The following is a 23,373-nucleotide window of genomic DNA, read 5'->3' on the forward strand; positions in this document are numbered from 1 at the left end:
CAATCACCATCCTTTCGATACCCATGAAATGATGCCTGTCACTCTATTGCTCGTACTATCAAGCAGTTCTACTTCAAAATATCTGCCTTTTTCATCGATTTTATCGGTACTCATAATAGACGGCATGGCAAATGCACTGCCACCACGCAGCGTAACCTGCACTTCCGGAGCGTTATAGTAGTGCTTATTGTAATAGACCTTTGTTGCCGATGTGGTATCCGTTATTTCTACAATGCCGCTGTCATTAGTATCATCAACATCGACATGAAGAGCCACGTCATATAACATCGGCTGTGAATGAGTTGCATTGCTTATTACTTGCAGCCGCATCAACGCTTTTTCATACTCATAATCACCCACATTGAAATCCGTAAATTCTTCAAATGTATACGGGATATTGATGTCTTTCTTGAACTGTTCCAATGTCAGTTCATTACCTGATATCCGGATTGCTTCCAGAATAGCATTGCAAGCCCTAACATAAGCATCCGCTAGTAGGAAATATTCAGGCATGGTTTTTCCTTGATATTTAGAAAGAGCTTCTCCAATCGTTACCAATTCTTTTACAATACGGCTGAATTTCATATCACGGTTAAAAGACTCCGCGGTCAAAACAGTCTCACAAATTCGATGGAAAAGAGCAATCGATTTATGATTATTCAAACCAATCCGGTCATTCTTCCTAAGTTCCATCTGACGACTAATAGCATCCATGGTCTGCATGACTTCCATAAATGTGCGGTATATGCTGCACACCCGGCCCATGGTATCCGATAAATTAAATATTTCCTTTTTAGATGGAGCCATGCGCTTAGATAGGCCATCCAATAGTTTCATCTGAACAACAATAACATGACGTAAATTTTGCATTACAGTATCTCGTATCGTAACGTTTTCCAATATTCTAATGATAAAAGATATGTTGTCCCAGTACGTTTCTGTTATACAAAATTTCTCTTTTTTTACAGCACTGATATACCGCCTGTAGGCTTCTGCAAAAAACATTGTTTCTTTATACATATTTCTGTAAGTTGTTTGATGTACATCTGATATGGTTGTAGATTCAGTCTTGATAGATTGGATATATTTTTTCAATATATCCGACATAGATATAGAAAATATTTCTCTAACCATTTGTTGTAAATCAGTAAGGGATGTATCTTGTACTCTAACAGAATCATCCCATAAAAAATTTAGCATTTTCCATATGCTATCTACCATATTCAGATGTTCTGACAAAAAATGAATGTACTTCCAACTACACACATCTTCCATAGAAAGATAGTCAAATTTAACCGGATAAAAAACTTTCCGGATTGCATCTGAAACTGCAATTACATCTTTCAAAAAATGCTTAAAATCATAAGACCTACACTCGTTTACGCCAATGTTCTCCACTATATGGATAATAAAAAAAATATTATCCCAATACGTTTCAGCTATCCGGATAACATCTTTTTGTACTATACTAAGTTTTCTGACATACCCTTCGGCAAAATGCATCACTTCATAAGAATTTTTTCCATGATTGGTTATATATGTATCGGATATTCCCATGACATCTGCATTTCTCATGGCATAATCAGCGTATCCAAAATCTTGCAACGGCTTACTGCATTGTGAATCCGTCAGCAGGAACGCACAATCTTGAACGGCATAGTAATGCAGATCGCTCGTAATATCCGTACTCATGATTATGACAAAGTAAACTGGAAAGTCGTTGTCATGGTGTCATCGGCAGCTTTATTGATAACATCAAATGTGACGCGATCCAAGAATGTACCCCCGGAAGATGCATTACAGATACCCGCTTCCGTGATTGCGCCTGTTGCTTCTCCTGCTGCAAACGTTGTCGTAAGGGTAAAGATATGCGTTCCTGCTGTATGTGCATAGGCAGCCGCTTTACGCTTCAGTTCTGTTACAAGTGCCGTTTGTCCTGCCTCTACTGCTGTTGTACCAGTCCCTACTGCGGTATATGCCATAATAGCAGGCCGAGAAGTACCTGCCAATGCATCACAAATAAAATCAAATCCGGCGGTTAAAATCAAATTGTCCCTGCGCCTTGCAATAACATCACCATTGGCTTTATGCAGCATTACATTGATACTGCCTTTTATTTTTAATTTATCTTTTTCCATTTTATTTACTCCTTCGGATAACAATATAATTGAGTAAAACTGCCACAGGGAGAAACTTCATATGAATCCTGTCCCATGACATCGTAACTCAGACCATATACAAAAAATGACCGCCTATCTATCGTCTGTGAAATCCCGATAAATAACCAGTCCCTATCTAATGTCTTAATACTTACCGTGAGCATGTCCGGATGAACATCATCACGCAAATAGAATGCATCTTGTTTTTTATCATACCCCACATAAAGAGTATGACTGCCGCGAAGTACCAAGATGATACAGTCGTGCAGCAACACTTTTTTCTTTATCCAAAATTCAAGGCTAAACCGTTCTGGAATCGACACATCATACGATAACTGGGTTGTATCCGTTATGAATATTCCTTTGTTATACCGGCACTCATCTATTGATATGTTGATATTCTCATTCAGTGAGCCTCCGTTTGCTGCTGCCGTGCCATCTACAATTGCATTAAATAGATCGTCTGAATCAGCTCCTATATATCGTGCTATTTGTTTCTTTACCTGTACGCCGTCTATATCACCGATAATGCCACAGACAAGAATATGTTCCGCTTCGTAGCTTTCAACAGAAAAGTCCATATCACAAATACGTATCATTTGCGTTGTAACAGCATTAATTTTATTATCAATCCAGTTCCGCGCTTTTATTTTTTGTGGTAAAGATACATTCATAATATATTCACCGTTAAAAGCTGATTCTTCAAGTCGCAGACCATTCATATCACTATCAAGATACATGTTTATTTTGTTACCGCTATACCCTTGTGCCTGCTGATCAAAATTAAATATGATATTCTTATTAATTTCTGCATCAGCAGACAGTAAGTACCATGCACAATCAGATGAATAATTATTATGATCATCAACGGCTTTGATCATGAAATACCAATTCCCTGAGTTTGGATATATATAATTCTGTTTGTTTAATTTAGTTGAAAATATTTCAATCCCTTGTTCCCAATCATGCGTAGTTCCTACTTTTACAACGTACTTCACATTATAAAGAGACAAAGCATCCCAGCTAAATGTCAAATCGGCACCATTTTTTTCTACATAAAAGCCTGTCACAGTTGGAACATAACAGGATAACGCACCTCGTTCACCTTCTCCAAATTGATCATAATAAGCAATTTCAAGCGTCCTAATAGTATCCTGATTATGATAAAGTACTACATTATCCAATGCTTGATATTTAACACCATCAATATAAAGGTTGGCACCAATACAATCCGAAGGTATCTCTAAAAACGTTATAAGCGTGCCTTCATTGTTCTTGGTAAGAGAAATATTGGTCGGCGCATTCGGACGCGACTTGGTATAATGAAGACTAATTCCATTTGAAGTTTTTCCTTCTGTACTAACAGCGAATAGATAAACAACACTGGAATATGATGGTGGTAAAATAGTCGTTTCATTATCTTTCGTCTGAATGAGCAGACCATATGCATTCCCTACATTAGAATCCATCCGTACTTCATAGCATTTAAGCTTACTTTCATCGCTTATTCTATCCCATAATAATAATCCTCCTAAACGGTCAAACGTCAAAGTGAGATTTTTAGGCATATCATATTCGCCTTTATTATTCGCATCTACATCATCAGCCGTAAATCCATTAGCAAGATTAAGCTGATCATTTACAGTCTTTAAATAACTCCGCAACAGCGACAAAACATATCGTCCATCGCCCTTAATAGATGTTGGCAAATTTGGGAATGTGACAATTTTTTTGATATCGTCTGCCATCATATCACCCGCTTGTAGTCCCACTTATACCACTTGCAATAGCCTGTTGCAAAGCCTGCATAATACTTGTATCTTGAGTTATATCCATTTCGTTATCGTTACCAGCCAATAACGTAGCTGCCATTACAACAACATCATTGATCCCGCTATGAGTAAACGGAAGATCAATGGTTGTATCATCAATTAAATCAGGTGTAGCAAAATAACGAAAGGGAACGGTTTCGTAATCATCATCAATAATTTTTACTGTCCCATCGGTCATACGAAGTGGGTATGTTCCAACACAGCACATATAATTTTTAGGAAGTGAATCCCCATCACGCACAGTGGTTTCCTTTATAAATGCTGGCCATCTGGCAGCAATGAGTAATGAACTTACCTGTTGGACAGCCGTATTTAAAAAATCAATGTATTGAGCGTCTGTATATTCATTTGAGATATCATGAATAGATGACTTTATTCGAGCTATTGCATCTGTTACTTTCATAATAAATCACCTCTAACAATAAAACGGCATCTGTCTATGCGCATTCGTATATTTACGCCTAGGAACAATATTTGACAAAACATCCTCTACAGCCTGTGCCATAGTATCTCCATTCGGATTATTTGCAAGTATAGTGCAACTGATTTTACATAACGCATCTTTAAATATATCAGGAATATTAACATTATCAGTTTCTGTTTTTACGCCTGCAATAGCCGCATTATATACCATATCAAGGTCTTTCACGCCTGCATACAACTTGCCACCCACTATTTTATACTGATGTGGAAGTGGATCTCTAATGGATTGACACGGTTCAAGCTGTACCCGATTCCATGTCCGTTCAATTGCAACAATGTCAATAAAATCATCAGGAAGGTTTATACCGGTCATCCTCATGTCTATATGCGGTACAGATGTGTTATTTGCAACATTATCTGCATCAATTTGAGCGTTAATCGTATCTTCTCTGATATGAACAGCCTTTTCCAAAAAATCACTGTTTGCTAGTGCATAATACTGGTTTACATATCGAATACATTCATTCAGTGCTTGAATAATATCATAGTCACTGAATTGTACAGCATTATTATCTTTTGTCTTATAACGGATAAGTTTCATTAACTCCTTAACCGATATCATAATAAAAATGCCCCCGTTCCCCGCCAATAAATACGTTTGTGATTGACTTTGAATGCTTGATGAAGATCAAAGAACTTTTTCAAATTTCGTAAGTATGTCCGCATATCTCCCTCTTTTTGCGCCCGCCGTGCGGTAATAAGCCATGGATCAAAATTCCAAAAAGCAGGGGGAATACAGCCCATAAACATACAACGTCCGTTTTTGTCACCAAAATAACCATTTGTTGTTTCATTGTATTCCCGTACCTTATTTACCTCATCAGAACAGTCAATTTTATTTCGCAATACCACTGTGCCGTTTTTTTCGGTATGAAGGGATTGTTTTGTTACTTTCATTGCATCACCTTCTTTAAAAAAATAGAGACATAGAAAACAATGTTCCTATGCCTCTTAATGATTAAAAACTTACCGTGGAATATTGATAATAGAGCAGGACGCTTTTGGCTGCGTACCTTGAAGTCCCATTTTTGTTTCAACAACGAACTTATCATAGGTACCAGTTTTAGGTAATCCCTGTACTTCATGGGTTTTGGTAAAGAATCGGTTGTCCCAGTACTGCATGTCAAGAATATCAATACGGTTATCCGGATAGAGCGGATGGATATTAGCATTGATAGTACCAAATGCTCCTGTATAAGTCGTCGCCACCATACTAATGCTTTTATCTTTACTACGTTGCGTAGTAGTCTGTGCCAAAACAAGTTTATTCCAAGCCTGATATTTACGGCCAGAAATAAACATTTCGGTAGGATTACCTCCACGACGGAACGCCATTTCCATTGCGTTATTAATATCATCCAGTGTAAAATCTGTTTTACCGTCAAGGGCAATAACATTATTTTTTACAACAAACGGTTTTGTACCACTATCAGTAGGAATGACCTGCTGCGTTGTATCTTTTTCAATAGCACCCTGCATAGTATTATAAATCGTAAATTTGGTGGTTGGATTCGTATCATCGGTACGGATGTAGTATACTAATCCGGATTTCAATCCTCCCGGTATTTTATCTGCCGTAAAGTACACAACATCACCCGTTTGTAAATGTAGGGTATCAGCAACAGTAAATATTCCCGTAGTAGTATCAATCGTAACCGCTTCATTTGAAAGCTGCATAAAAAATGGAACACCACCGGACCGCGCCGGAGTAGTAGCATCTCCTGCCACTTTTTTATTGCTGGTAACAAGCATATATTCAATATCTTTGGATTGTCCAAGGATAGCATCAAACTTGGCATCATCAAGATCAGAGCCATGTTCATTGTTATATGCCTTTGCCATCAGGTTTTGATCATCGGTTACATAACCGGAGTTCTGGAAACGCTGGATATTGTTGCTCATACCTTGAATGCTGCCGACTTTGCCAAAGGCATAATCTTCCATTTCAAGATGAGCATTGTCCTGAGGTGGACGAAGGCCTTTTGTCATCCAAGTAAAATCAAGTTCAGTTGCCGGTTTTGTTGTACCGAATTTCGGCAGGAACAGGGTTTGTTCCGGATCAATATTATACAGTATCGGTGTTAAATCTTCTGAATGTCCGATTGCTTCGTAGGATACTGACTGCGAAGAGGAAGGACCAAGGTTTCTTTGTACATCTGTTGGCATTTTTATTTTCTCCTTTGTTTAAAAAAATTATTTTCGTTCTTTAGACCAAAATTTATGCAGCATGGCACGCCGATCACGGATTCCGACAGTACGTAATTTATTAAAGTCAAACGCTTTCGGCGTTGATGTTGTACCGGTTCCCGGTTTCTCAACCTTTGGAACAGGTGTTTTTTTAGGCGTAGTAGATAAATCATTTTTCTTTGCATACCAAGCAACACGACTGTCTTCATAGTACTTTTGCAATACTTTACATTGTTGCGGGTTGATCGTACCGGCATTCATCGCATTTACGGCATCCGCAATTATATGAGCATCTTGATATGGCATTGCTTTGTAGTATGTACTCATAAACTGATTAATAGCAGCAAAGTTTTTTTCTTTTGACATGGCATCTGTAACAAAAGTCGCAATATCGTTATAAACGCTTTTCTGCGACTGCTGCGCCTGTTGTTTTTGATACTGCTGCATTTGCACACCGTTAATAAGCTGCTGCCTATTCCATTCAAGAGCTGTTTGATATTGACTGATTTTTTCCTTTTCATTTGCATCATCAGAATATTCAGCAATTTCAAGATCCTTTGCAGTAAGCCCCAACTGTTTTAATGCAGCATCTTTAGCCATAGTATCAATCTTGGCATATAATTGTTTTTGCTGCTCCACCGCCTGTTTCTGCTGTTGCTGTTTCAATTGTGCCTGCTGCGTCTGCATCATTTGCTGCTGTTGCGTTTGTTGTGATTTATACTGATTGTACTGATAGAGATATTGAGGTGGAATACGCCCTTCATTAACATTTCCCATCTGGATTGCCATATTTAACTGTTCAAGAGTATATGGCTGGGTATTAATGAGTGGTTCCGTATTGGTCGACTTAACCTCTGTATCCTTTGTATCAGACGGTTTCTCCTCTGATGTATCGTCCGGTTTATCGGCTACAGTAGCTTCATTGGATTCCTTTTGGGTTTCCGTTGCTGTTTCTTCCTCTATTGATGATGTTTCTTTATCACCTTCGCCGGTAACCTCCGCCGGTTTTGCTGCCGATTGTTCTTCTTGTGCTGCATCATCAGTAGAATGCGTTGGTTCCGCAGCACTCGTAATAATTCGACGATGCCCTGAACGATCAATATAAAGCTTTACCTGTTGAGCTGGTTTTTCCTCAGACACTGGTGTAGATGTTTGTTTTGGTGACGCAGCTGGTTCATTACTAGGCGTTCCTGATGCCGGGGTTCCTGCGGGGGCGCCCGTGGTAGTGGATGGAGTTGCTTCTCCACCTTCTGCAAATCGTTGTAAATTAAAATCAAATTTCACCTGTTTTTCTCCTTCCCATAATAAAATCTAGTCCGCATCATTTTTCTTGCTTTTGGCAAGTTTTATAATGCTCATCATATAATTATAAAAAGCAATTGCTGTCCTATATTGTGCCTGCAATTGCTCTGGATACTGTACTTTAGGAAACAGATTAAGAGCTTCCCGTTCTTGAATTTTCATAAAATCATCAAGAAAGTTTTTAAGATTGTCCGCTTGTTGTCCCTGTTGGAGAAGTCCCGCCAGATATTGTTTGCGGCTGTTGCTGTCCTTGTATGCTTGGCCCTGCCCCACTGTTTTGTCCCGTAGGTGTTCCAAGCGGGTTTTGAATTGTTCCAACACGTTTAAGCAACTCCTTTTCTGCGATATCCATTGGTGTAACATTCGTCGCTGCATTGGCATTCATAATCTGCATTTGTGTATTAGGCGGTAAATCGTCTAAATTTGCCCTGACTGATGGTGTCTGTGCAACTGCAAGTTTGCCTTCATTCTTCATCTGTTCAACGGCAAGCTGTGCTTCTAATTGCGCTTGGTATTTAATTGCCGCCAGTTGAACAGCCTGTTGTTGTACTTGTTGCTGCTGCTGTTTAGCTTCATCACTTGAAGGATCAAGCAGAATACCTGATGTATTTTTCAATCCCATTTCTTCCAATAGTGCCGACCCTGCCTCATAATATGAGTTTGGTGTAGCAACGCCTTGTGCGCCAAGTGTCGGAAATACATTTGCAAGAAGAGCCATATACGACTGTATCCTTGCTTCCTTTGTTCCTGCGCCATCGCCAACATTAATTACTAAGTCAACATCCATATCCATATCACTGTTGCTAATAGATAAGTTCTGCCCTTTATAAGGAAAAGTCTGTACCGGTTCGCCATACTTTTGATTAAGCAGAATAAGGAAACGCACCATCGGAATAATCCAACTTTCAGCTATCAGCCGTGCCATAAGTTTAATACGTTTATCACTTTGTCCAAGAATAGCAGTAAGCCCCGTAGCTGTTTTATTCAAACTATTAGCATCAAGACCTTGATTATACTTTGTACTGCCTGAACGATTTTCTACTTCCGTTTCAGCGTATTCAATCATTGACATTGCCATTTCGGATATCTGGTATTGCGGTACACTATATATAACGGTTGATGGATCATCCTTTGTTGGTACATATTCTTCACCGGCAAACAAAGCATCTGCATCAATTTTGGAATAGTTGATAAAACTCTGCCTGTCATTATTCTTAGCAACGTTAATAATAATTTGCCGTATGAGTGCCGTTTTAAGATCCTGTAACGGTTCAAGTTGTTCTGCAAATCCTTCTTCCGGAAAAATACGACGGTTATCCCGTGTGGCTGAAATGGTAAAGAAAGGGGCAATGCCAAACTCATTTGTCTGAATAGACAATGGCGTATCTCCTACACAATGTACAATCAAATATTCATAAATACCATCATCGTTATAATCTACTTTAAGATAGCATTCATATAATTCCACATCTTTACTAGCATTATCACTGTCTGTGGCCTGCATCTTTGGTTGTGTTAATACTGGATTATTGTATATATCGGCAGCTGTATAAGTTGTATCTCCCGTTTTTTCTAATGCTTCATCAACATTTTTAAAGTCGCCGTCCGCTTCTTTCCGTTTGAGATAATCACCTTTGACAATCTTACGATGAGCAACAAACTTGCACTGCTGAATACTGGATTCTTCCGGCGTAAATCTTAATTCTGTCGGCGGAACATACTCAACAACCGGATAATTGGAGATAAGCTTTACATGATCAAATTCGACTTTATACAGATCATCTGCATCTTTGATCGAAGATATATCGGTAATCTCAATGTCACCGCTTAAAGTCGCTTCCGTCAGCATGATTGCAGTCTGCACGTCGGCAATATTAAACATCATTTTATAATGGTCACGCTTTTCTTCTCGCTTCCACCAACATTTTGATACTCCAAGATTTAAACCTAAACCATCAGTCACAACATCATTGATTAATGATGTATAGTTGTTTTTACGTGTGAGCTGATACTCTATCAACCGCTGCAATGTTGTTGCTGTATCATCATTTTCAATGGTATTGCCCGCAATCGTAACAGGACTTTCACTACCCGTAAAAACTTCTACTAATGATGGCTTAATCCAGTCAATTACATTAGCAATATCATAGGAGACAAATTTACTGCGCTCTGATAACTGCGGGAATTTTTCCTTATACAGTTTTTGATCAGCCTTAACTAACCGTTGACGATCAATTAATTTCGGTTCTACAACAGATTCATAGTATTCCTTTGATACCGCTATCCCATCTTTTACAGAGGTCATAATCTTGTCAATTTCATCTTGTGAAAGCGTATCAAGTGACACTGGTTCATCTGTTGGTTCCGCTTGCTGCATCAACCAGTCAGATAATGACGGCTGCTGTCCTTGTCCAAATAAGCTTTGCGGCATTTGTGGCGGTGTATCTGATTGCATTTGCATAGGAATCAATCCTTGTGCTTGGTCACCGGCCTGCGCTATCGAATTATTAATATCTTCCATACTTTCACCACCTTTCATTAAGATTTCGTAGTACATGGCGGAAAGGATGGGATTTGAACCCATGGAGCAATTCGCTCTCTTGCTTTCAAAACAAGTACCTTAAACCAACTCGGTCACCTTTCCACAAAAAAGGACAGTGTGTATGCCACTGCCCCTATATCGGCACGTTAAATACCGTCTACTGTATCAACGTACATACCATGCGTTAATATCTCGACAGGCTAAACCGTTACCAAATGTTTATATGAATAAGGTATTGCTATAATTTATTTTGCAAATTGCCAATCATCTGCTAACATGTCTGCTTGACTTGCAAGCCAGCCTAATTGGATACCAGATGTTCCTACAAATGCTATAGCCTTATTACCCATTTGATCATGATTTACATTCTGCATTTTATTATCTGGATTCATATAACTTACGTGAGTAGCAAGTTCAATATACTGTCCTTTACCATTCCAACCTTTACGACAAACTTTCTTTCCAAGTTTTACCGCTTCAATAGCAAATCCAAAAGTCATACCATTTGTTTTTTTATATGCATTTTCAAACGCATCTCTTGGCGACCATGATTGATAACCACCTTCATATTCAACTAAATATCCATTGGCATTGTTATCTTCACCACTTGCAACGGGATGTCCAAGATGTTTTTCTGCATTTCCTTTTGTCATGTGTTCACCATGAACGATTTTCGTTCCAATATACTGTTCCATTTATTTATCCTCCTTAAAATTAATAAACCATTCTCTCTGTAAATTATATTTTGCCATAATTAGACTCTTTGCCATTTGTTCCAGTAACATGTGTTCCGTCTGCATTAGGGATACTTCTTCATAAGAAGGATTTGATGCATCAACTAAATTATATTTAAGGTGTAATAATTCATGCACTAAAATAAGTTCCTGACAGAATTTAGATATGCGGCTTTTAGCATCATCATCTGGAATGCAAATACTAATAACAGATGCCTTATTGGTTATTTGAAATGTGTTATGACCTGCATCATCATCCGTCATTTGAATACGTGGCAACAGATTTAATTTGATAATCCAATCATCTAAAAACAATCTATTCTGCCATTCATGTAAACAGTCATAGGCTTGCTTAATTGATGTGAATTCTATAATAGGCTCTGTCATTTTTTATTTTCCCCTGACTTTATTCAATGCCGGATTTTTTCGTCTGGCGCCTGCCGATGCCCTGCGGGTACCAGAGGCAAGTTCTGCGGATGCCGTTTTCAATGATACTCCTTGACGTTGTGCAATGAGCACAGCATTGTTCTTAAATCCTTTTACTTTTTTACGTTTCGCCATAATTCATTACTCCTTATTTACTGGGTTCGGTATTCTGTTGAGTACCTTCATTGGCTGTAGCTGTGGATTTCCCTGATTCGTTACTATCCATACTTTCTTTTAAAGCAGCTACATCTTTTACTAAACCATCAATAATTTTTTCATCTTCTTCGCGTGTACGCATAATCATCACCTCCTTACATAATATTTACATACAACCGGCTTTACGTACCCGGCCACGGCTTTTAGCTTTCCATTCATCAAAACAATTGGTATTCTTTTGGCCATACATCTTCGCACATAGATATCCGATACAGTCCATTAAATGACTGTAGTCATTCTTTTCCGGTTCATCTAAGATACGATTTGCAACAACCTTACGATGATAACCGCCTTGGAATCCTTCAATAATCCTTGTACACGATGGATCAATCAACATCATTGGCTGTCCATCTGATGTAAGTGTCGTTAGGTAATACCTCACCGCTTCACTCCGTGCTGTTTGTGTAATAGCCCCCGGCGATACATAGATACCAAATTCATTCTGCAATAATTCATTGGCCGTCTTTTCATCTGCCTGTGAGCGTTGGTTTCCTGCCGGATCACCGGTATCATTTGCGGCATAGCCTGAATAAAATGTCCCCATTTCTGCCCGTACTGCTTTAGCATGATTTCTCATTCCACAATCAAATGACTGCAATTCATCCAGTATTAACAACTGACCTTTTGCCGTCTGCTGCGCTATTAATGTCGCCGGTGTAAGTCCATAGTCCCATGTCCGTTCTAATGGCCGTCCTTCCAACGGTTTCAATGGTTCTTTAGCTACATGACGTTCATAGGAAAATTCTGGGTAATACTTCGGATTAATGGACACATTCCAATTGATTTCATATTCACGTTCCCAGCCTTCAGTTGTTGCACCGGCTTTTTCATTAGCGATCCATACAGGATCACGCTTTATCGGATCAGCCGTATAATGGATACGTGCAATATAAGCACCATTTCTACGATATTCATGAACACCTGTTAAATCATCATGTGATTCCAGTTCCTTATCATCTGACTGTTCATTAATTTTCCCTGTAACTAACCGTTTAAAAAAGCCCGGATTAGCCGAGCTGTCCACGATAATTTTCCCTCCGCCTTGGATAACAGGCCGGAAACTGTTCCATGTGCTTTCTGCCTTTTCCCAGAATGCCATTTCAGTAGCATACAAAATAGAGGCTGTATACTGCCGTAACTGGTCTGGTCCTTCAGCGATGGCCATAAATGTAGTACCATTGTCGAATTGGATGTATCCATAGCCGAGCTTATCTTTCGTTGCCCGGATAATCTGTGGCCATGAATGATGCATCGGTAAATGATGGTACATAAATAATAATCGGTCATCACTCATAAGATATGTGCTGTCTTCAAACTTCTTAGATTGAATGAATATAGCAAGATTCGGATTAAACATTGCTGCATATAATAAATTAGCCAGGCATCTCCAAGTCATCATCATCCGGCGACTCTTCGGGAATATACTTATTTTTTCTCCTGTAATAATCTTATCAACACGTTTGAGATAATCCTTCTCCGGAAAGTGTTTTACTTTTCCTTCATCTGCTTCATCTCGTGTCAAACAACATTCTTGGATAAAAGCCGTCTTGTTATGCTTCCATTCTCGCCATTCAAGCAGTTGCAGCAGTTCATTTTTTTCCTTTTTAGTTAGTGCCATCAAAACCACCACTTTGTATAAACACAAAACGGAACTGACAACTTTATGTTATCAATCCCGTTATACTAGGTATATTAATGTATAAACATACAACAATCACAAAAATATCAATGCTTTTGCTTTGATTCTAATTCCGCAATACGCTTATCAGCATCCTCATCACTCATATTGCATACATTGATTGGGCCGCCATCTTTACCGGTAATCTCGGTTTCCTGCTTATCACGCCATTCATCCCGCTTACGATTTTTAAGCCAGAATATCTGTGCCGTTGGATTAGGCTGCACAACTTTATGTACAACCTTTGTTACCACTAATTTGCCGTCTTTATCTGGTTCTTTCGTTGTTTCGTCATATTCCCAACCACAGGCAGCTTTATGTAATGCATTTTCTACTTGCCGATCAGCTACATCTTTGGATTCTTTTAGGACCTGCGCTATCTGCGGAAATCTGACCTTCCATTCATAAAATGTCCGATCACCAATCTGCATATTCTCGGCTATCTGTTCATCCGTCAGTCCATCACGTGCCCAGCCTTGGATACGCAACAGCCCTTCATTCGTCAGCCATTTTTCATATTTTCCTTTACGTCCTGCTTTTGCCATACTATCACCTAATTTACGTACTAAAAAAGCACCCATTGCTGAGTGCTGTAAATTAACTATTATAACAATCCTAATACCTTCCAATTTTTACTTTGATCTGCACAACCTTTATACCCCGGAAATAAATGTGCTGTTAGATAATCTTGTTCTCGTAAAAAACGTAAAGTTGAATTAATATCTTCACTAGGGAATATGAATTTATATAAAACGGCTTCATTATCCATCTTTTTAACAATTCCTTTCCAGTCGTCATCATTAAAACTGTTTTTACAATAATCTGAAATAAGTTTTTCTAATGCTGCATTATTTGTATCTCGTAGTTCATTCTCATAACTTTCTTTTCCTTCATCGGTACATAAGTTTAACCGCCATGTTGTTAAAATACCTTTTTGTGCACATATATTAGGATTTTGACTATACTGAGGAACTACAAATTCTAATGGGATAGTATCTTGTTGTGTTTTAATCTTTTTATACCTAAGAGTCCCAATTTCAGCTGTATTCAACGCCCAAATAACATACGATCTATTCGTTCTTTTTTTTAAATTTTTAAGAGTTGCAAAATACGCAGCAACTCTTACATCAAAAGTCCAATCCAACATTCGTGTTGGCAAACCATAATGTTGTGCTAACGCAACAAAATTCAAATACATATCAGAAACCCATTGACCCTTTTCCATTACATTTTCAAAAACATTTTTCTTAATATTTTCTAAATCAGTATTTGTCATAGTTTCTAAAATTTCTTTATTGCTATATATTTGAGTAAATTGATATTTGCTAAGATTAATATCTCCAGGTATAGGTAATCCCTGAAAATTACATTGTTTATAAAATTCTTCTAAAAATTTAAATTCATTAAAAAAACAACTCTCAAACGCTGTCTGATAATTGCCTGAAACCAAAGAATAATAAGGGGAACTCCGAAACCATCTGTGAAATGAAGGAATTAATTCATAAGAAGCATCGTGCATTCCTCTAAAAATAAAATCTTTATAATTAAACTCAAGACATTTGCCTGTCCTATTCTTTTTGTTGGTTATAGGTTCAATAAAATTTTCTTCATAAAATTCTAAAAAGCTGTCATATTCAACCGTTTTTACGCTTTGCCATTCTTCTTCCATAGGATATCACCTCAATTACGATAATATCATAAAGTTCGAAGAATTAACACCTCAATTAAATCAAAAGCCGCCACTGTATCAAGTGACGGCTATCCAGAAAGGAGACATTGAATCATAGACCTATGCAAACTCATTACTTGTAGTAGTGTTTTACATAATTCTACTGTATATAGTATAACAGTTTTTGAAGCTTCTTATTCCGCGAATAAAAATAAACTATTTATCTCAAATATATTTTATAATTACTAAAAATCATATTTATCATGTATCTTATTCACTTTTGAATATATTCAAAAGTGAATAGATTATTCTTAAACGAATAGCACACAAACAAAAATGCCTTATTACAGGCATTTTTTCTATAAAAATATTTGGCATAAATATTGCATATATATTATCGCATGAAATAATTTAATCACCATTACATCATTAGGAGGTATATTATGGAATTTGTTTATGACGAAATGAATCAAGATATTGTGAAATTGGCGAAGGACTTTGCCGAAAAACGGCTGTTGCCGACAGTACATGAACGGGATGAACAAGAAGTTTTTGACCGCTCCTTGGTAAACGAATTAGGAGAATTGGGAATGTTGGGAATACCCTTTCCTGAAGAATATGGCGGTGTCGGTGCTGATTATCTGAGCATGGCAATGGCTTGCGAAGAACTCTGCAAGGTCGATGCTTCCATCGGCCTCAGCTTAGAAGTACATACGACATTATGCTCTTGGCCAATTTACAAATTTGGCACGGAAGAACAACGACAAAAATATTTAGTACCATTGGCAAGCGGTACCAAATTAGGTGCTTTTGGCCTTACTGAACCGAATGCTGGTACGGATGCTCTCAACGGTAGTACAACCGCGATTAAGGATGGTGATCATTACATCCTTAACGGATCCAAAATTTTTAACACCAATGGTGGCGAAGCAGAAATCACCGTGGTTTTTGCTGTAACAGATAAATCCAAGGGTTCCAAGGGTTTAAGTGCTTTTATTGTAGAAAAAGGAACACCTGGTTTTACTTACGGTAAACAAGAAGTAAAGATGGGTATTCATGGTTCCGTACAACGTGAACTTATTTTTCAGGACATGCAGATTCCCGCAGAAAACCTACTCGGAAAGGAAGGCGAAGGTTTCAAAATTGCTATGATGACCCTCGACGGTGGTCGTGTTGGGGTCGCTTCTCAGGCACTTGGTATTGCCGAAGGCGCTTTGGATCATGCTATCAAATACTCGAAGGAACGTATCCAGTTCGGCAAACCCATTGCTAAATTCCAAGCTATCAGTTTTATGCTGGCAGATATGAAGGCTAAAGTAGAAGCAGCCCGTTGGCTAGTCTACAAGGCAGCGTATGATATGTCGACTGGTGCCAACTATACCATGTCAGCAGCTATTGCCAAAAAGGTTGCTTCAGATGTAGCGATGCAAGTTACGACAGATGCAGTACAAATTTTTGGTGGTTATGGCTTTACCCGTGAATACCCAGTAGAACGCTATATGCGTGACGCGAAAATTACTCAGATTTATGAAGGTACCACACAGGTACAGCAAATGGTTATTGCCGGTGCCTTGTTGAAATAATCCTCCAAAGTAAGAAATGTATTTGTCTATAAACTGTGCAGGCAAATACATTTCTTATAAAAAAACTTTGTGAAAAATATAACAATGATGTTTTGATTACCTATCATTATCGAGGAGGTTATGGAATGAAACTTTTAGACGGTATTAAAATACTTGATTTATCAACAGGTCTCGCCCCTGCTTTGGCAACAAAATACTTAGCTGCCTTTGGTGCTGAAGTCATAAAGGTGGAAAAACCCGGTGCCGGTGATATGACACGGAAATGGGAACCACTGAAAGACGGACGGAGTCTATATTTCAATTATCTAAATGGCGGTAAGAAGTCTGTAGCGTTGGATATTGCTTCCGGAGTAGGAAATGCAATTATTCTGGAATTGGTCAAAAAAATTGATGTTTTTGTAGAAAGCTTCCAACCCGGTTACATGGAAACTATCGGACTGAGTTATGAAATTTTGCAGGATATCAATCCAGATTTAATTTACGTGCAATATTCTACGTTTGGTGACAACGGCCCCGACAAGAACCGCCCGGGCTCTAGTCTTGTGGCCCAGGCCAAGAGCGTAGCCATGGACATGACCGGTGTCATTGGACAGGAACCCATCAAATTGGAACCTTCTGTTGGAGAACACTATGCTTCCGGCAACCTAGCTGCCGGAATTATGCTGGCTTTAATCAACAGGGAACGCCATGGCGGCGGACAAAAGTTAGATGTTTCTCTCGTCGATTCACTGTTCAACTGTATTGAAGCAGCACCGGCAGCTTATTCGACAGTCGGAGAAATCCATACGCGTAAGGGTAATTTTGACCCGTCCTGTGCTCCTTATGATACGTTCAAGACAAAAGACGGTTTCATCGCTATCGGCATTGCCACCGATGCCCAATGGTTCAAATTTTGTGATGCCCTGGAACTGAAACATTTGAAAGAAGATTCGCGTTTCCAGACCAACGAAGGTCGTGTCGATGATTATCTCAACAAGTTGCGTCCCCTTGTAGAAAAGGAAACCATGATTTACACGAAAAGTGAAATCGAAGAAAAATGCCGCGTCGAAGGCATTCCCTGCAGCGCCGTTTTTGATATCAGTGAAATCATGTCTCACCCAAATACGAAAGCTAATCATTTCATGTGTGAATTGGAAAGCAAACAGTTCGGACAGATGTGTGTACCCAACCTGCCTTTTGAATTAGGTAGAAGCACAGCAGAAATTTCCTGTGATGGCCCGGAACTTGGGGCAAACACAGAAGAAGTATTGGACGGCCTCGGCTATACAGCAGATGCCATTAAAGAATTTGTTGAAAATCAACATTGTTAGGAGGATACCTATGAAATTATTAGAAGGAGTAAAAGTCATCGACTTTACACATGCCTATGCAGGTCCATACTGTTCACTCGAATTAGGAGACTTCGGTGCTGAAGTTATTAAAATAGAACGACCCGATACAGGCGATCAAGCTCGTCTTTGGGGACCATTCAAAAATTGCTATAGTGCTTACTATTCTTCCTTTAACAGAGGAAAACGAAGCTTGACATTGAATCTTACTTCAAAAGAAGGCAAGAATATCGTATTCGACTTGGTCAGAAATGCAGACATTGTCATTTCTAATTTTAAGAGCGGTACCTTAGAAAAATACGGTCTCGGCTATGATGAACTCAAACAAGTTAATCCTGAAGTCATCTTTGCAGCTATCAACGGCTTTGGCCGCTTTGGTAAATATGCTAAATTTGCAGCTTATGACAATGTTATTCAGGCCATGGCCGGCATTATGGACATGACCGGCTTCCCCGACAAGACACCGACAAAAATCGGACCAGCTATCGGCGATAGCTACAGTGGTTTAATGTTGTTGGTCGGTGTTCTATTGGCGTATTATAACAAACTCAAGACCGGCAAGGGCCAGCGTGTCGACGTTTCTATGCTGGGCTCGCTTGTTTCTATGGCAGAATATCCGGTTCTGGAATATGCTAATTTCGCAAAAAAGATTTCCCGTATCGGTAATGTGAACCCCTACTACGCGCCGGGCGATATCTATAAATGTGCTGATGGTTACATCGCCATTTCTGTAAAGAAGGAAGTCATGTGGATGCCCTTCTGCGAAGCTTTGAATCTTACCATCGCCAATGATAACCGGTTTGTTACGAATGATCGGCGCCTGGCTAATGTAGCAGAGCTGAAGAAAATCATTGAAACGGCCATTGAAGACAAAACACGTCGTGAAATTGTGGACCTACTGACTCCGGCAGGCATTGCCGCAGCAGGTGTCATCAATATTGCCGAATCCTTTGAAGACTCCCAACTAAAAGCTCGTGATATGGTCATCAGCTTGAAAGATCCTGGACTCGGACCGATCAAACTGGTTGGCAATCCTATCAAGCTTTCCAAAAATCCACCGGTAACAAATATTCCTTCACCGCTGTTAGGTGAACATACGGATGAAGTGTTGCGAGAATTAGGCTATACTGATGCGGAGTTAGTCGATTTCCACAGTAAAAATATTGTATAAGGAGATGAAATTAATGAAAAACACAAAGGGTAATATAGACTATGCATTAATGCTTCCGGCAATTCTTGTTACGTTGCTGATCTCCCTGCCACTCGTACTCTTTAAAGAAGAAGGTGCGGACATCGTCAATGCACTTTTTAAGGGTGTTACGGGAAACTTTAAGTTTATCTTCCTGCTTTATGGTTTTTTCTGTGTCACGTTTCTGCTCTGGCTCGGTCTGAGCAAATGGGGTAGTATCAAATTTGGAGGACCTGATGACAAACCGGAATTCTCTACATATAAATGGGGCATCATGATGTTCTGCGCCGGCATCGGTATTGCTATCGCTCGCTGGGCCTTTATTGAACCTGCCTATTATATAAGTGCCCCCCCCCTCGGAATCTTGCCGAACAGCACGGATGCCGCCGAATGGGCCGGTATGCTTGGTCAGTTCCATTGGGGCATTACCCCGTGGGCTATTTATGCCTTACCGGCCTTTCCCATTGCTTATGCACTCCATGTCAAGAAGTTGCGAACGTTGCGTTTCAGCACGGCCTGCAAGGGAGTACTTGGTTCCAAAGCTGACGGTATTATTGGTAAAATTATTGACATCCTAGTTATTTTCGGCATGATTGGTGGTGTTGGAACATCGTTAGGTCTGGCTGTACCACTCGTATCTGCTTTGGTCGCCCATTTCATGGGCTTGGAACAGAGCCTGTATCTGCAGCTAGTAGTCCTTGTTGCTTTTGTGGCTCTCGTTTGTGTCACGGTCTTCTTTGGACTGAAGAAAGGTATTTCCAAGCTTTACGACATTAAGACATATTTGGCTTATTTTCTGTTAGCCTTTGTCTTCATCGCCGGGCCGACTATCTTTATTCTCAACACCTGGGTCAACAGCATCGGCCTCATGGCCACGAACTTTATTCGCATGAGTCTTTTTACCGATCCCATTGCTCATACGGGATTTACCGAAAGCTGGACCGTTTTTTATTGGGCTTGGTGGATTGCTTACTCACCGATGATGGGACTCTTCGTAGCCCAGATTTCCAAGGGACGTACAATCAGGGAATTAGTTTTCGGTGAACTCTTTTTCGGTAGCCTGGGTTGCTGGGTATTCTTCGCTGTCTGGGGTGGTTATTCCATCAATCTCCAGATTACGGATGTCTTAAACATCTCTCAGATTGTTAAAACCATGACACCAGATGGCACTATCGTTGCTATCTTGGGCACCTTGCCAATGGCAGAAACGTTAATCATTCCGGTATTTGCTGTCATGTGCTTGGTTTTTCTGAGTGGCACGATCAGTTCCTCTGCGTATACACTATCTTCTCAGGTATCCAAGGATATCGGTAGTAGTGAAGAACCAAATAACAAAGTCAGCACTCTTTGGGCTATCTTGCTCGGCGTTTACGCCGCTGGCTTGCTCACTACCGGCGGATTACAGTCCGTACAGCTGTCCTCAATTATCTTGGCATTACCGTTGATTGCAGTTATGGTAATGATGGTACTGTCCTTTATGAAATGGCTTCACGAAGACTATGGTGAAATCTTGGATACAAAGAAAGTAGCTGCAAAGAGCGAAGACATCAAACCTGTGGAATAAAAACGAAACATGTCATGAACGCATGAAAAAAGAAGCCTTATCTGTACAAATAGGCTTCTTTTTTGTTATTCAGTATCCTTGATATATTTCTTGATGAGACGGTAAGCCTTTGGTTGACTGATTTTCAGGGCCTTGGCTACATGAGTACTGGTTTGGTATTTGTTGTAAGCATCATGGATGATTCGGCTTTCGTAATCGGCTAGTAAATCGTCAAGCGATGTATCTTCTTTAACTATTTGCTCCGTAGAAAAAAATTTAAAAAGATTCTTTGGCAAGTCTTGGGGTAGTAACTCATGGCTATCTGTAGACAGGACTACCATTTTTTGGATGATATGATCCAGCTCGCGTATATTACCCGGCCAAGAATAATTCATCAGCACGCTGAGTGTTTCCTCCGTAATAAGTTGATTGCGTTTAAATTTCTTATTGTATTTATTCAGGAAAAAATAGGACAACGCCTTAATGTCATCGGGTCTTTCCCGGAGTGGTGGCAGGACGATTTCAAAAGCATTCAGGCGGTAATAAAGATCCTGACGGAAATTCTTTGTCGCAACTAGTTTTTGAAGATTGCAATTGGTAGCAGCAATAATTTTGACATTGACGGTGACCGGCTTATGTCCACCCACGGGGATAAATTCCTGATCCTGCAGGACTTGTAGGAACTTGCTTTGCAATTCCATGGGAATCTCCGATACTTCATCCATGAACAGGGTACCACCATCGGCGATTTCCAACAGACCCTTTTTTCCTTGTTTGTCAGCTCCAGTAAAAGAACCAGACTTGTAACCGAACAGCTCCGACTCTATGAGGTTCGGATTGATACAGGCACAATTTAGGCTGACAAACGGTTTATCCTTGCGGAGACTGATGTTATGCATATATTTGGCTAACAAGCTCTTACCAGTACCGGTTTCACCCATGATCAGGCAGGGCATATCGTAAGCCGCCAATTGTCCGACCATGGACATGATTTTTTCCATGACTTTACTACTGTAAATATAGTCACCCTTTGAAGTTTTAGGATAAGTAACATCAATGGATTTCTTTTCGCTATCATTTAACTCGTTGATAGTATACAAGTCATTGACGTTCATGACTACATATTGGATATTTTTATCTTTATCCATGATGGGAACAGAAATAGTAATAATGTCGGCGCCAAGATTCGTGATCTGTCGGCGGGTTATAGTTTTTTTCTCTCTGTACACTATAGGCAGTGTGGAATTACCCCAAAAAGTGTTATCTAACACGGAAAAATTCTGGCCGATAAAATGTTCCGGCGGCAGTCCGTAGTGACGGAGACTAGCTTTGTTGAGATAAACTAATTTGTAGTTGTTATCAAAAATCATGATTTCGTCATGGAGATTATCAATGAGATTTTTGAAAGTTTTCAAATCCCAATCTGTAGTATTTTTTGTCATGCTCAAACAACCCTTCCGCAACAATTTCTGTATGTTTTTATTATATCATATGGGCCACGGTCTCGCAGTATCTTTTTGACGGCTCGATCAGGTACTAGTGCAAATGTTATTACATTTTAGATTAAGCTATAAAATTATTTCCATTTATATAAGTAAAACGGGTGTATCAAGATTTTTGTGTAAATAAATTTTAACAGCGCGTATCATACTGCTGCATCAATTCGCTTATATATTATTTTTTTATTCATACAAAATTCCCTATACCATTTTAATTATTATTCGATAATTGTTTATATATAAGTTATTTCTCAAAAGAATATTGGTCAACTGCTTAATTTACACTTAATAATAAACAACAAAGCGACCACCAAAAATTGATTTTAAGGTAGTCATTTTGTATTTTTCAATATTTTATATCCATAATCATACGAATTAACCTTATCCTACCAATAAGAGTTTATTGATATTGTAGCACAACAACTCACACCACATGAATCAGTCCCAAATCAATTGCAATCTCGATCGCATGGTTATCCGCCTTTTCTAGAATTTTGTAATACATTGTCCGTCCCATATTCAGCTTATTACATATTCGTCGCCAATGGCTGCCTTCATACCTCATTTTTACGGCTTTGCGACTAACATCATCCAAGCCATCATACGTAGCGTCAATTACTTTAATCCACTTTCCGGGATTATCAATCACAATTCCATTCCGAAGTGTTACAGATTTTAATTCCGTCGCTAATTTAATACCTTGCACTGCAGTAGGATCAGAAACAAAAGCCTGACTACCTGAACCATCTGTATGCCCCGCTGTACTGAGTGATTCTTCTCGCGCTTCCCGGACAGCCCGTTTAAGTACCTGTTCATGATAGAATATAAATTGTATTGTTTGTTTCTTGGGATCTTTTCGCGTCCGCTGTCCTTTTTTTATCAAGGGATATCACTCCTTTAGCACACATGTTTACATTTTTCTTGTAATGGGAACCATTGCCCCTTCTTGCCACAAAATGAGCAGCTATGCTTCCTGCATGCCGTATTATGACAATCAGTACAA

23 protein-coding genes and 1 tRNA gene are annotated in these 23,373 nt (G+C 39.2%); 4 read left to right on the forward strand and 20 right to left on the reverse strand.

The window, feature by feature from the left end; genetic code table 11:
- Positions 1 to 3: 3 nt before the first annotated feature.
- The 18 genes from BLR11_RS00880 to BLR11_RS00950 form a co-directional block, all read right to left on the reverse strand.
- The gene (locus tag BLR11_RS00880) at positions 4 to 1,692 is read right to left on the reverse strand and encodes a hypothetical protein (protein ID WP_091647353.1); all 1,689 of its coding nucleotides are present in this window, start codon (positions 1,690 to 1,692) and stop codon (positions 4 to 6) included.
- Between the two features lie 2 nt (positions 1,693 to 1,694).
- Complete coding sequence (locus tag BLR11_RS00885; RefSeq protein ID WP_091647355.1) at positions 1,695 to 2,138, reverse strand: hypothetical protein; 444 nt, start codon at positions 2,136 to 2,138, stop codon at positions 1,695 to 1,697.
- Positions 2,139 to 2,143: 5 nt separating this feature from the next.
- Positions 2,144 to 3,931, reverse strand: coding sequence for a hypothetical protein (locus BLR11_RS00890; RefSeq protein ID WP_143006378.1), 1,788 nt, complete (start codon positions 3,929 to 3,931; stop codon positions 2,144 to 2,146).
- Entirely contained in the window at positions 3,912 to 4,394 is a 483-nt protein-coding gene (locus BLR11_RS00895) for a hypothetical protein (protein WP_091647358.1), read from the reverse strand. The genes BLR11_RS00890 and BLR11_RS00895 overlap by 20 nt, the downstream gene beginning before the upstream one ends.
- A gap of 12 nt (positions 4,395 to 4,406) precedes the next feature.
- Positions 4,407 to 5,036, reverse strand: a complete 630-nt coding sequence (locus BLR11_RS00900; protein WP_091647360.1) for a hypothetical protein — start codon at positions 5,034 to 5,036, stop codon at positions 4,407 to 4,409.
- Positions 5,033 to 5,371 carry a hypothetical protein gene (locus BLR11_RS00905; protein WP_091647361.1) on the reverse strand — a complete coding sequence of 113 codons (339 nt, stop codon included), beginning with the start codon at positions 5,369 to 5,371 and terminating at the stop codon, positions 5,033 to 5,035. The genes BLR11_RS00900 and BLR11_RS00905 overlap by 4 nt, the downstream gene beginning before the upstream one ends.
- A gap of 69 nt (positions 5,372 to 5,440) precedes the next feature.
- Positions 5,441 to 6,640, reverse strand: coding sequence for an SU10 major capsid protein (locus BLR11_RS00910; RefSeq protein ID WP_091647363.1), 1,200 nt, complete (start codon positions 6,638 to 6,640; stop codon positions 5,441 to 5,443).
- Between the two features lie 27 nt (positions 6,641 to 6,667).
- On the reverse strand, positions 6,668 to 7,945 hold the full coding sequence (locus BLR11_RS00915) for a prolipoprotein diacylglyceryl transferase (RefSeq protein WP_091647365.1): 1,278 nt from the start codon (positions 7,943 to 7,945) through the stop codon (positions 6,668 to 6,670).
- Between the two features lie 27 nt (positions 7,946 to 7,972).
- On the reverse strand, positions 7,973 to 8,125 hold the full coding sequence (locus BLR11_RS14040) for a hypothetical protein (protein WP_176762815.1): 153 nt from the start codon (positions 8,123 to 8,125) through the stop codon (positions 7,973 to 7,975).
- A 19-nt stretch (positions 8,126 to 8,144) separates the two neighbouring features.
- The gene (locus BLR11_RS00920; RefSeq protein WP_143006379.1) at positions 8,145 to 10,484 is read right to left on the reverse strand and encodes a portal protein; all 2,340 of its coding nucleotides are present in this window, start codon (positions 10,482 to 10,484) and stop codon (positions 8,145 to 8,147) included.
- 35 nt (positions 10,485 to 10,519) lie between these two features.
- Positions 10,520 to 10,607 (reverse strand) — tRNA-Ser (locus BLR11_RS00925).
- A gap of 143 nt (positions 10,608 to 10,750) precedes the next feature.
- Positions 10,751 to 11,200, reverse strand: a complete 450-nt coding sequence (locus BLR11_RS00930; protein WP_091647369.1) for a DUF2829 domain-containing protein — start codon at positions 11,198 to 11,200, stop codon at positions 10,751 to 10,753.
- Positions 11,201 to 11,626 (reverse strand): hypothetical protein, encoded by a 426-nt coding sequence (locus tag BLR11_RS00935; protein WP_091647371.1) that lies wholly within the window; start codon positions 11,624 to 11,626, stop codon positions 11,201 to 11,203.
- A gap of 3 nt (positions 11,627 to 11,629) precedes the next feature.
- Positions 11,630 to 11,800, reverse strand: coding sequence for a hypothetical protein (locus BLR11_RS14045; RefSeq protein WP_176762816.1), 171 nt, complete (start codon positions 11,798 to 11,800; stop codon positions 11,630 to 11,632).
- A 13-nt stretch (positions 11,801 to 11,813) separates the two neighbouring features.
- Positions 11,814 to 11,963, reverse strand: a complete 150-nt coding sequence (locus tag BLR11_RS14050) for a hypothetical protein (RefSeq protein ID WP_176762817.1) — start codon at positions 11,961 to 11,963, stop codon at positions 11,814 to 11,816.
- 24 nt (positions 11,964 to 11,987) lie between these two features.
- Positions 11,988 to 13,499, reverse strand: coding sequence for a terminase large subunit (locus tag BLR11_RS00940; RefSeq protein ID WP_091647373.1), 1,512 nt, complete (start codon positions 13,497 to 13,499; stop codon positions 11,988 to 11,990).
- A 107-nt stretch (positions 13,500 to 13,606) separates the two neighbouring features.
- Entirely contained in the window at positions 13,607 to 14,104 is a 498-nt protein-coding gene (locus tag BLR11_RS00945; RefSeq protein WP_091647374.1) for a hypothetical protein, read from the reverse strand.
- Positions 14,105 to 14,163: 59 nt separating this feature from the next.
- A complete protein-coding gene (locus BLR11_RS00950) occupies positions 14,164 to 15,228 on the reverse strand; it encodes an FRG domain-containing protein (protein WP_091647375.1) in 1,065 nt (354 codons plus the stop codon).
- A 443-nt stretch (positions 15,229 to 15,671) separates the two neighbouring features.
- On the opposite strand from BLR11_RS00950, the gene BLR11_RS00955 reads away from it, so the two are divergent.
- The 4 genes from BLR11_RS00955 to BLR11_RS00970 all read left to right on the forward strand — a co-directional run bounded on the left by BLR11_RS00955 (position 15,672) and on the right by BLR11_RS00970 (position 20,892).
- Complete coding sequence (locus BLR11_RS00955) at positions 15,672 to 16,811, forward strand: acyl-CoA dehydrogenase (protein ID WP_091647377.1); 1,140 nt, start codon at positions 15,672 to 15,674, stop codon at positions 16,809 to 16,811.
- Positions 16,812 to 16,936: 125 nt separating this feature from the next.
- A complete protein-coding gene (locus BLR11_RS00960) occupies positions 16,937 to 18,121 on the forward strand; it encodes a CaiB/BaiF CoA transferase family protein (RefSeq protein WP_091647378.1) in 1,185 nt (394 codons plus the stop codon).
- Positions 18,122 to 18,131: 10 nt separating this feature from the next.
- Positions 18,132 to 19,310 (forward strand): CaiB/BaiF CoA transferase family protein, encoded by a 1,179-nt coding sequence (locus BLR11_RS00965; protein WP_176762818.1) that lies wholly within the window; start codon positions 18,132 to 18,134, stop codon positions 19,308 to 19,310.
- Positions 19,311 to 19,323: 13 nt separating this feature from the next.
- A complete protein-coding gene (locus BLR11_RS00970; protein WP_091647382.1) occupies positions 19,324 to 20,892 on the forward strand; it encodes a BCCT family transporter in 1,569 nt (522 codons plus the stop codon).
- Positions 20,893 to 20,957: 65 nt separating this feature from the next.
- On the opposite strand, the gene BLR11_RS00975 is transcribed toward BLR11_RS00970, so the two are convergent.
- Complete coding sequence (locus BLR11_RS00975) at positions 20,958 to 22,313, reverse strand: sigma-54 interaction domain-containing protein (RefSeq protein WP_091647384.1); 1,356 nt, start codon at positions 22,311 to 22,313, stop codon at positions 20,958 to 20,960.
- A 481-nt stretch (positions 22,314 to 22,794) separates the two neighbouring features.
- Positions 22,795 to 23,253 (reverse strand): hypothetical protein, encoded by a 459-nt coding sequence (locus tag BLR11_RS00980; RefSeq protein ID WP_091647386.1) that lies wholly within the window; start codon positions 23,251 to 23,253, stop codon positions 22,795 to 22,797.
- Positions 23,254 to 23,373: the final 120 nt, after the last annotated feature.

Origin of the sequence: Megasphaera paucivorans (assembly GCF_900103535.1) — a bacterium.
In the GTDB taxonomy this organism is placed as follows: Bacteria; Bacillota; Negativicutes; order Veillonellales; family Megasphaeraceae; genus Megasphaera_A; species Megasphaera_A paucivorans.

Bases quoted from the DNA above. Each gene is read 5' to 3' on its own strand.
- BLR11_RS00905 (WP_091647361.1), bottom strand. From the start codon at position 5,371: ATGAAAGTAACAAAACAATCCCTTCATACCGAAAAAAACGGCACAGTG.
- BLR11_RS00920 (WP_143006379.1), bottom strand. From the start codon at position 10,484: ATGGAAGATATTAATAATTCGATAGCGCAGGCCGGTGACCAAGCACAA.
- BLR11_RS00945 (WP_091647374.1), bottom strand. From the start codon at position 14,104: ATGGCAAAAGCAGGACGTAAAGGAAAATATGAAAAATGGCTGACGAAT.
- BLR11_RS00910 (WP_091647363.1), bottom strand. From the start codon at position 6,640: ATGCCAACAGATGTACAAAGAAACCTTGGTCCTTCCTCTTCGCAGTCA.
- BLR11_RS00930 (WP_091647369.1), bottom strand. From the start codon at position 11,200: ATGGAACAGTATATTGGAACGAAAATCGTTCATGGTGAACACATGACA.
- BLR11_RS14040 (WP_176762815.1), bottom strand. From the start codon at position 8,125: ATGAAAATTCAAGAACGGGAAGCTCTTAATCTGTTTCCTAAAGTACAG.
- BLR11_RS00965 (WP_176762818.1), top strand. From the start codon at position 18,132: ATGAAATTATTAGAAGGAGTAAAAGTCATCGACTTTACACATGCCTAT.
- BLR11_RS00950 (WP_091647375.1), bottom strand. From the start codon at position 15,228: ATGGAAGAAGAATGGCAAAGCGTAAAAACGGTTGAATATGACAGCTTT.
- BLR11_RS14050 (WP_176762817.1), bottom strand. From the start codon at position 11,963: ATGCGTACACGCGAAGAAGATGAAAAAATTATTGATGGTTTAGTAAAA.
- BLR11_RS00935 (WP_091647371.1), bottom strand. From the start codon at position 11,626: ATGACAGAGCCTATTATAGAATTCACATCAATTAAGCAAGCCTATGAC.
- BLR11_RS00900 (WP_091647360.1), bottom strand. From the start codon at position 5,036: ATGATATCGGTTAAGGAGTTAATGAAACTTATCCGTTATAAGACAAAA.
- BLR11_RS00885 (WP_091647355.1), bottom strand. From the start codon at position 2,138: ATGGAAAAAGATAAATTAAAAATAAAAGGCAGTATCAATGTAATGCTG.
- BLR11_RS00880 (WP_091647353.1), bottom strand. From the start codon at position 1,692: ATGAGTACGGATATTACGAGCGATCTGCATTACTATGCCGTTCAAGAT.
- BLR11_RS14045 (WP_176762816.1), bottom strand. From the start codon at position 11,800: ATGGCGAAACGTAAAAAAGTAAAAGGATTTAAGAACAATGCTGTGCTC.
- BLR11_RS00960 (WP_091647378.1), top strand. From the start codon at position 16,937: ATGAAACTTTTAGACGGTATTAAAATACTTGATTTATCAACAGGTCTC.
- BLR11_RS00940 (WP_091647373.1), bottom strand. From the start codon at position 13,499: ATGGCACTAACTAAAAAGGAAAAAAATGAACTGCTGCAACTGCTTGAA.
- BLR11_RS00975 (WP_091647384.1), bottom strand. From the start codon at position 22,313: ATGACAAAAAATACTACAGATTGGGATTTGAAAACTTTCAAAAATCTC.
- BLR11_RS00895 (WP_091647358.1), bottom strand. From the start codon at position 4,394: ATGAAAGTAACAGATGCAATAGCTCGAATAAAGTCATCTATTCATGAT.
- BLR11_RS00970 (WP_091647382.1), top strand. From the start codon at position 19,324: ATGAAAAACACAAAGGGTAATATAGACTATGCATTAATGCTTCCGGCA.
- BLR11_RS00955 (WP_091647377.1), top strand. From the start codon at position 15,672: ATGGAATTTGTTTATGACGAAATGAATCAAGATATTGTGAAATTGGCG.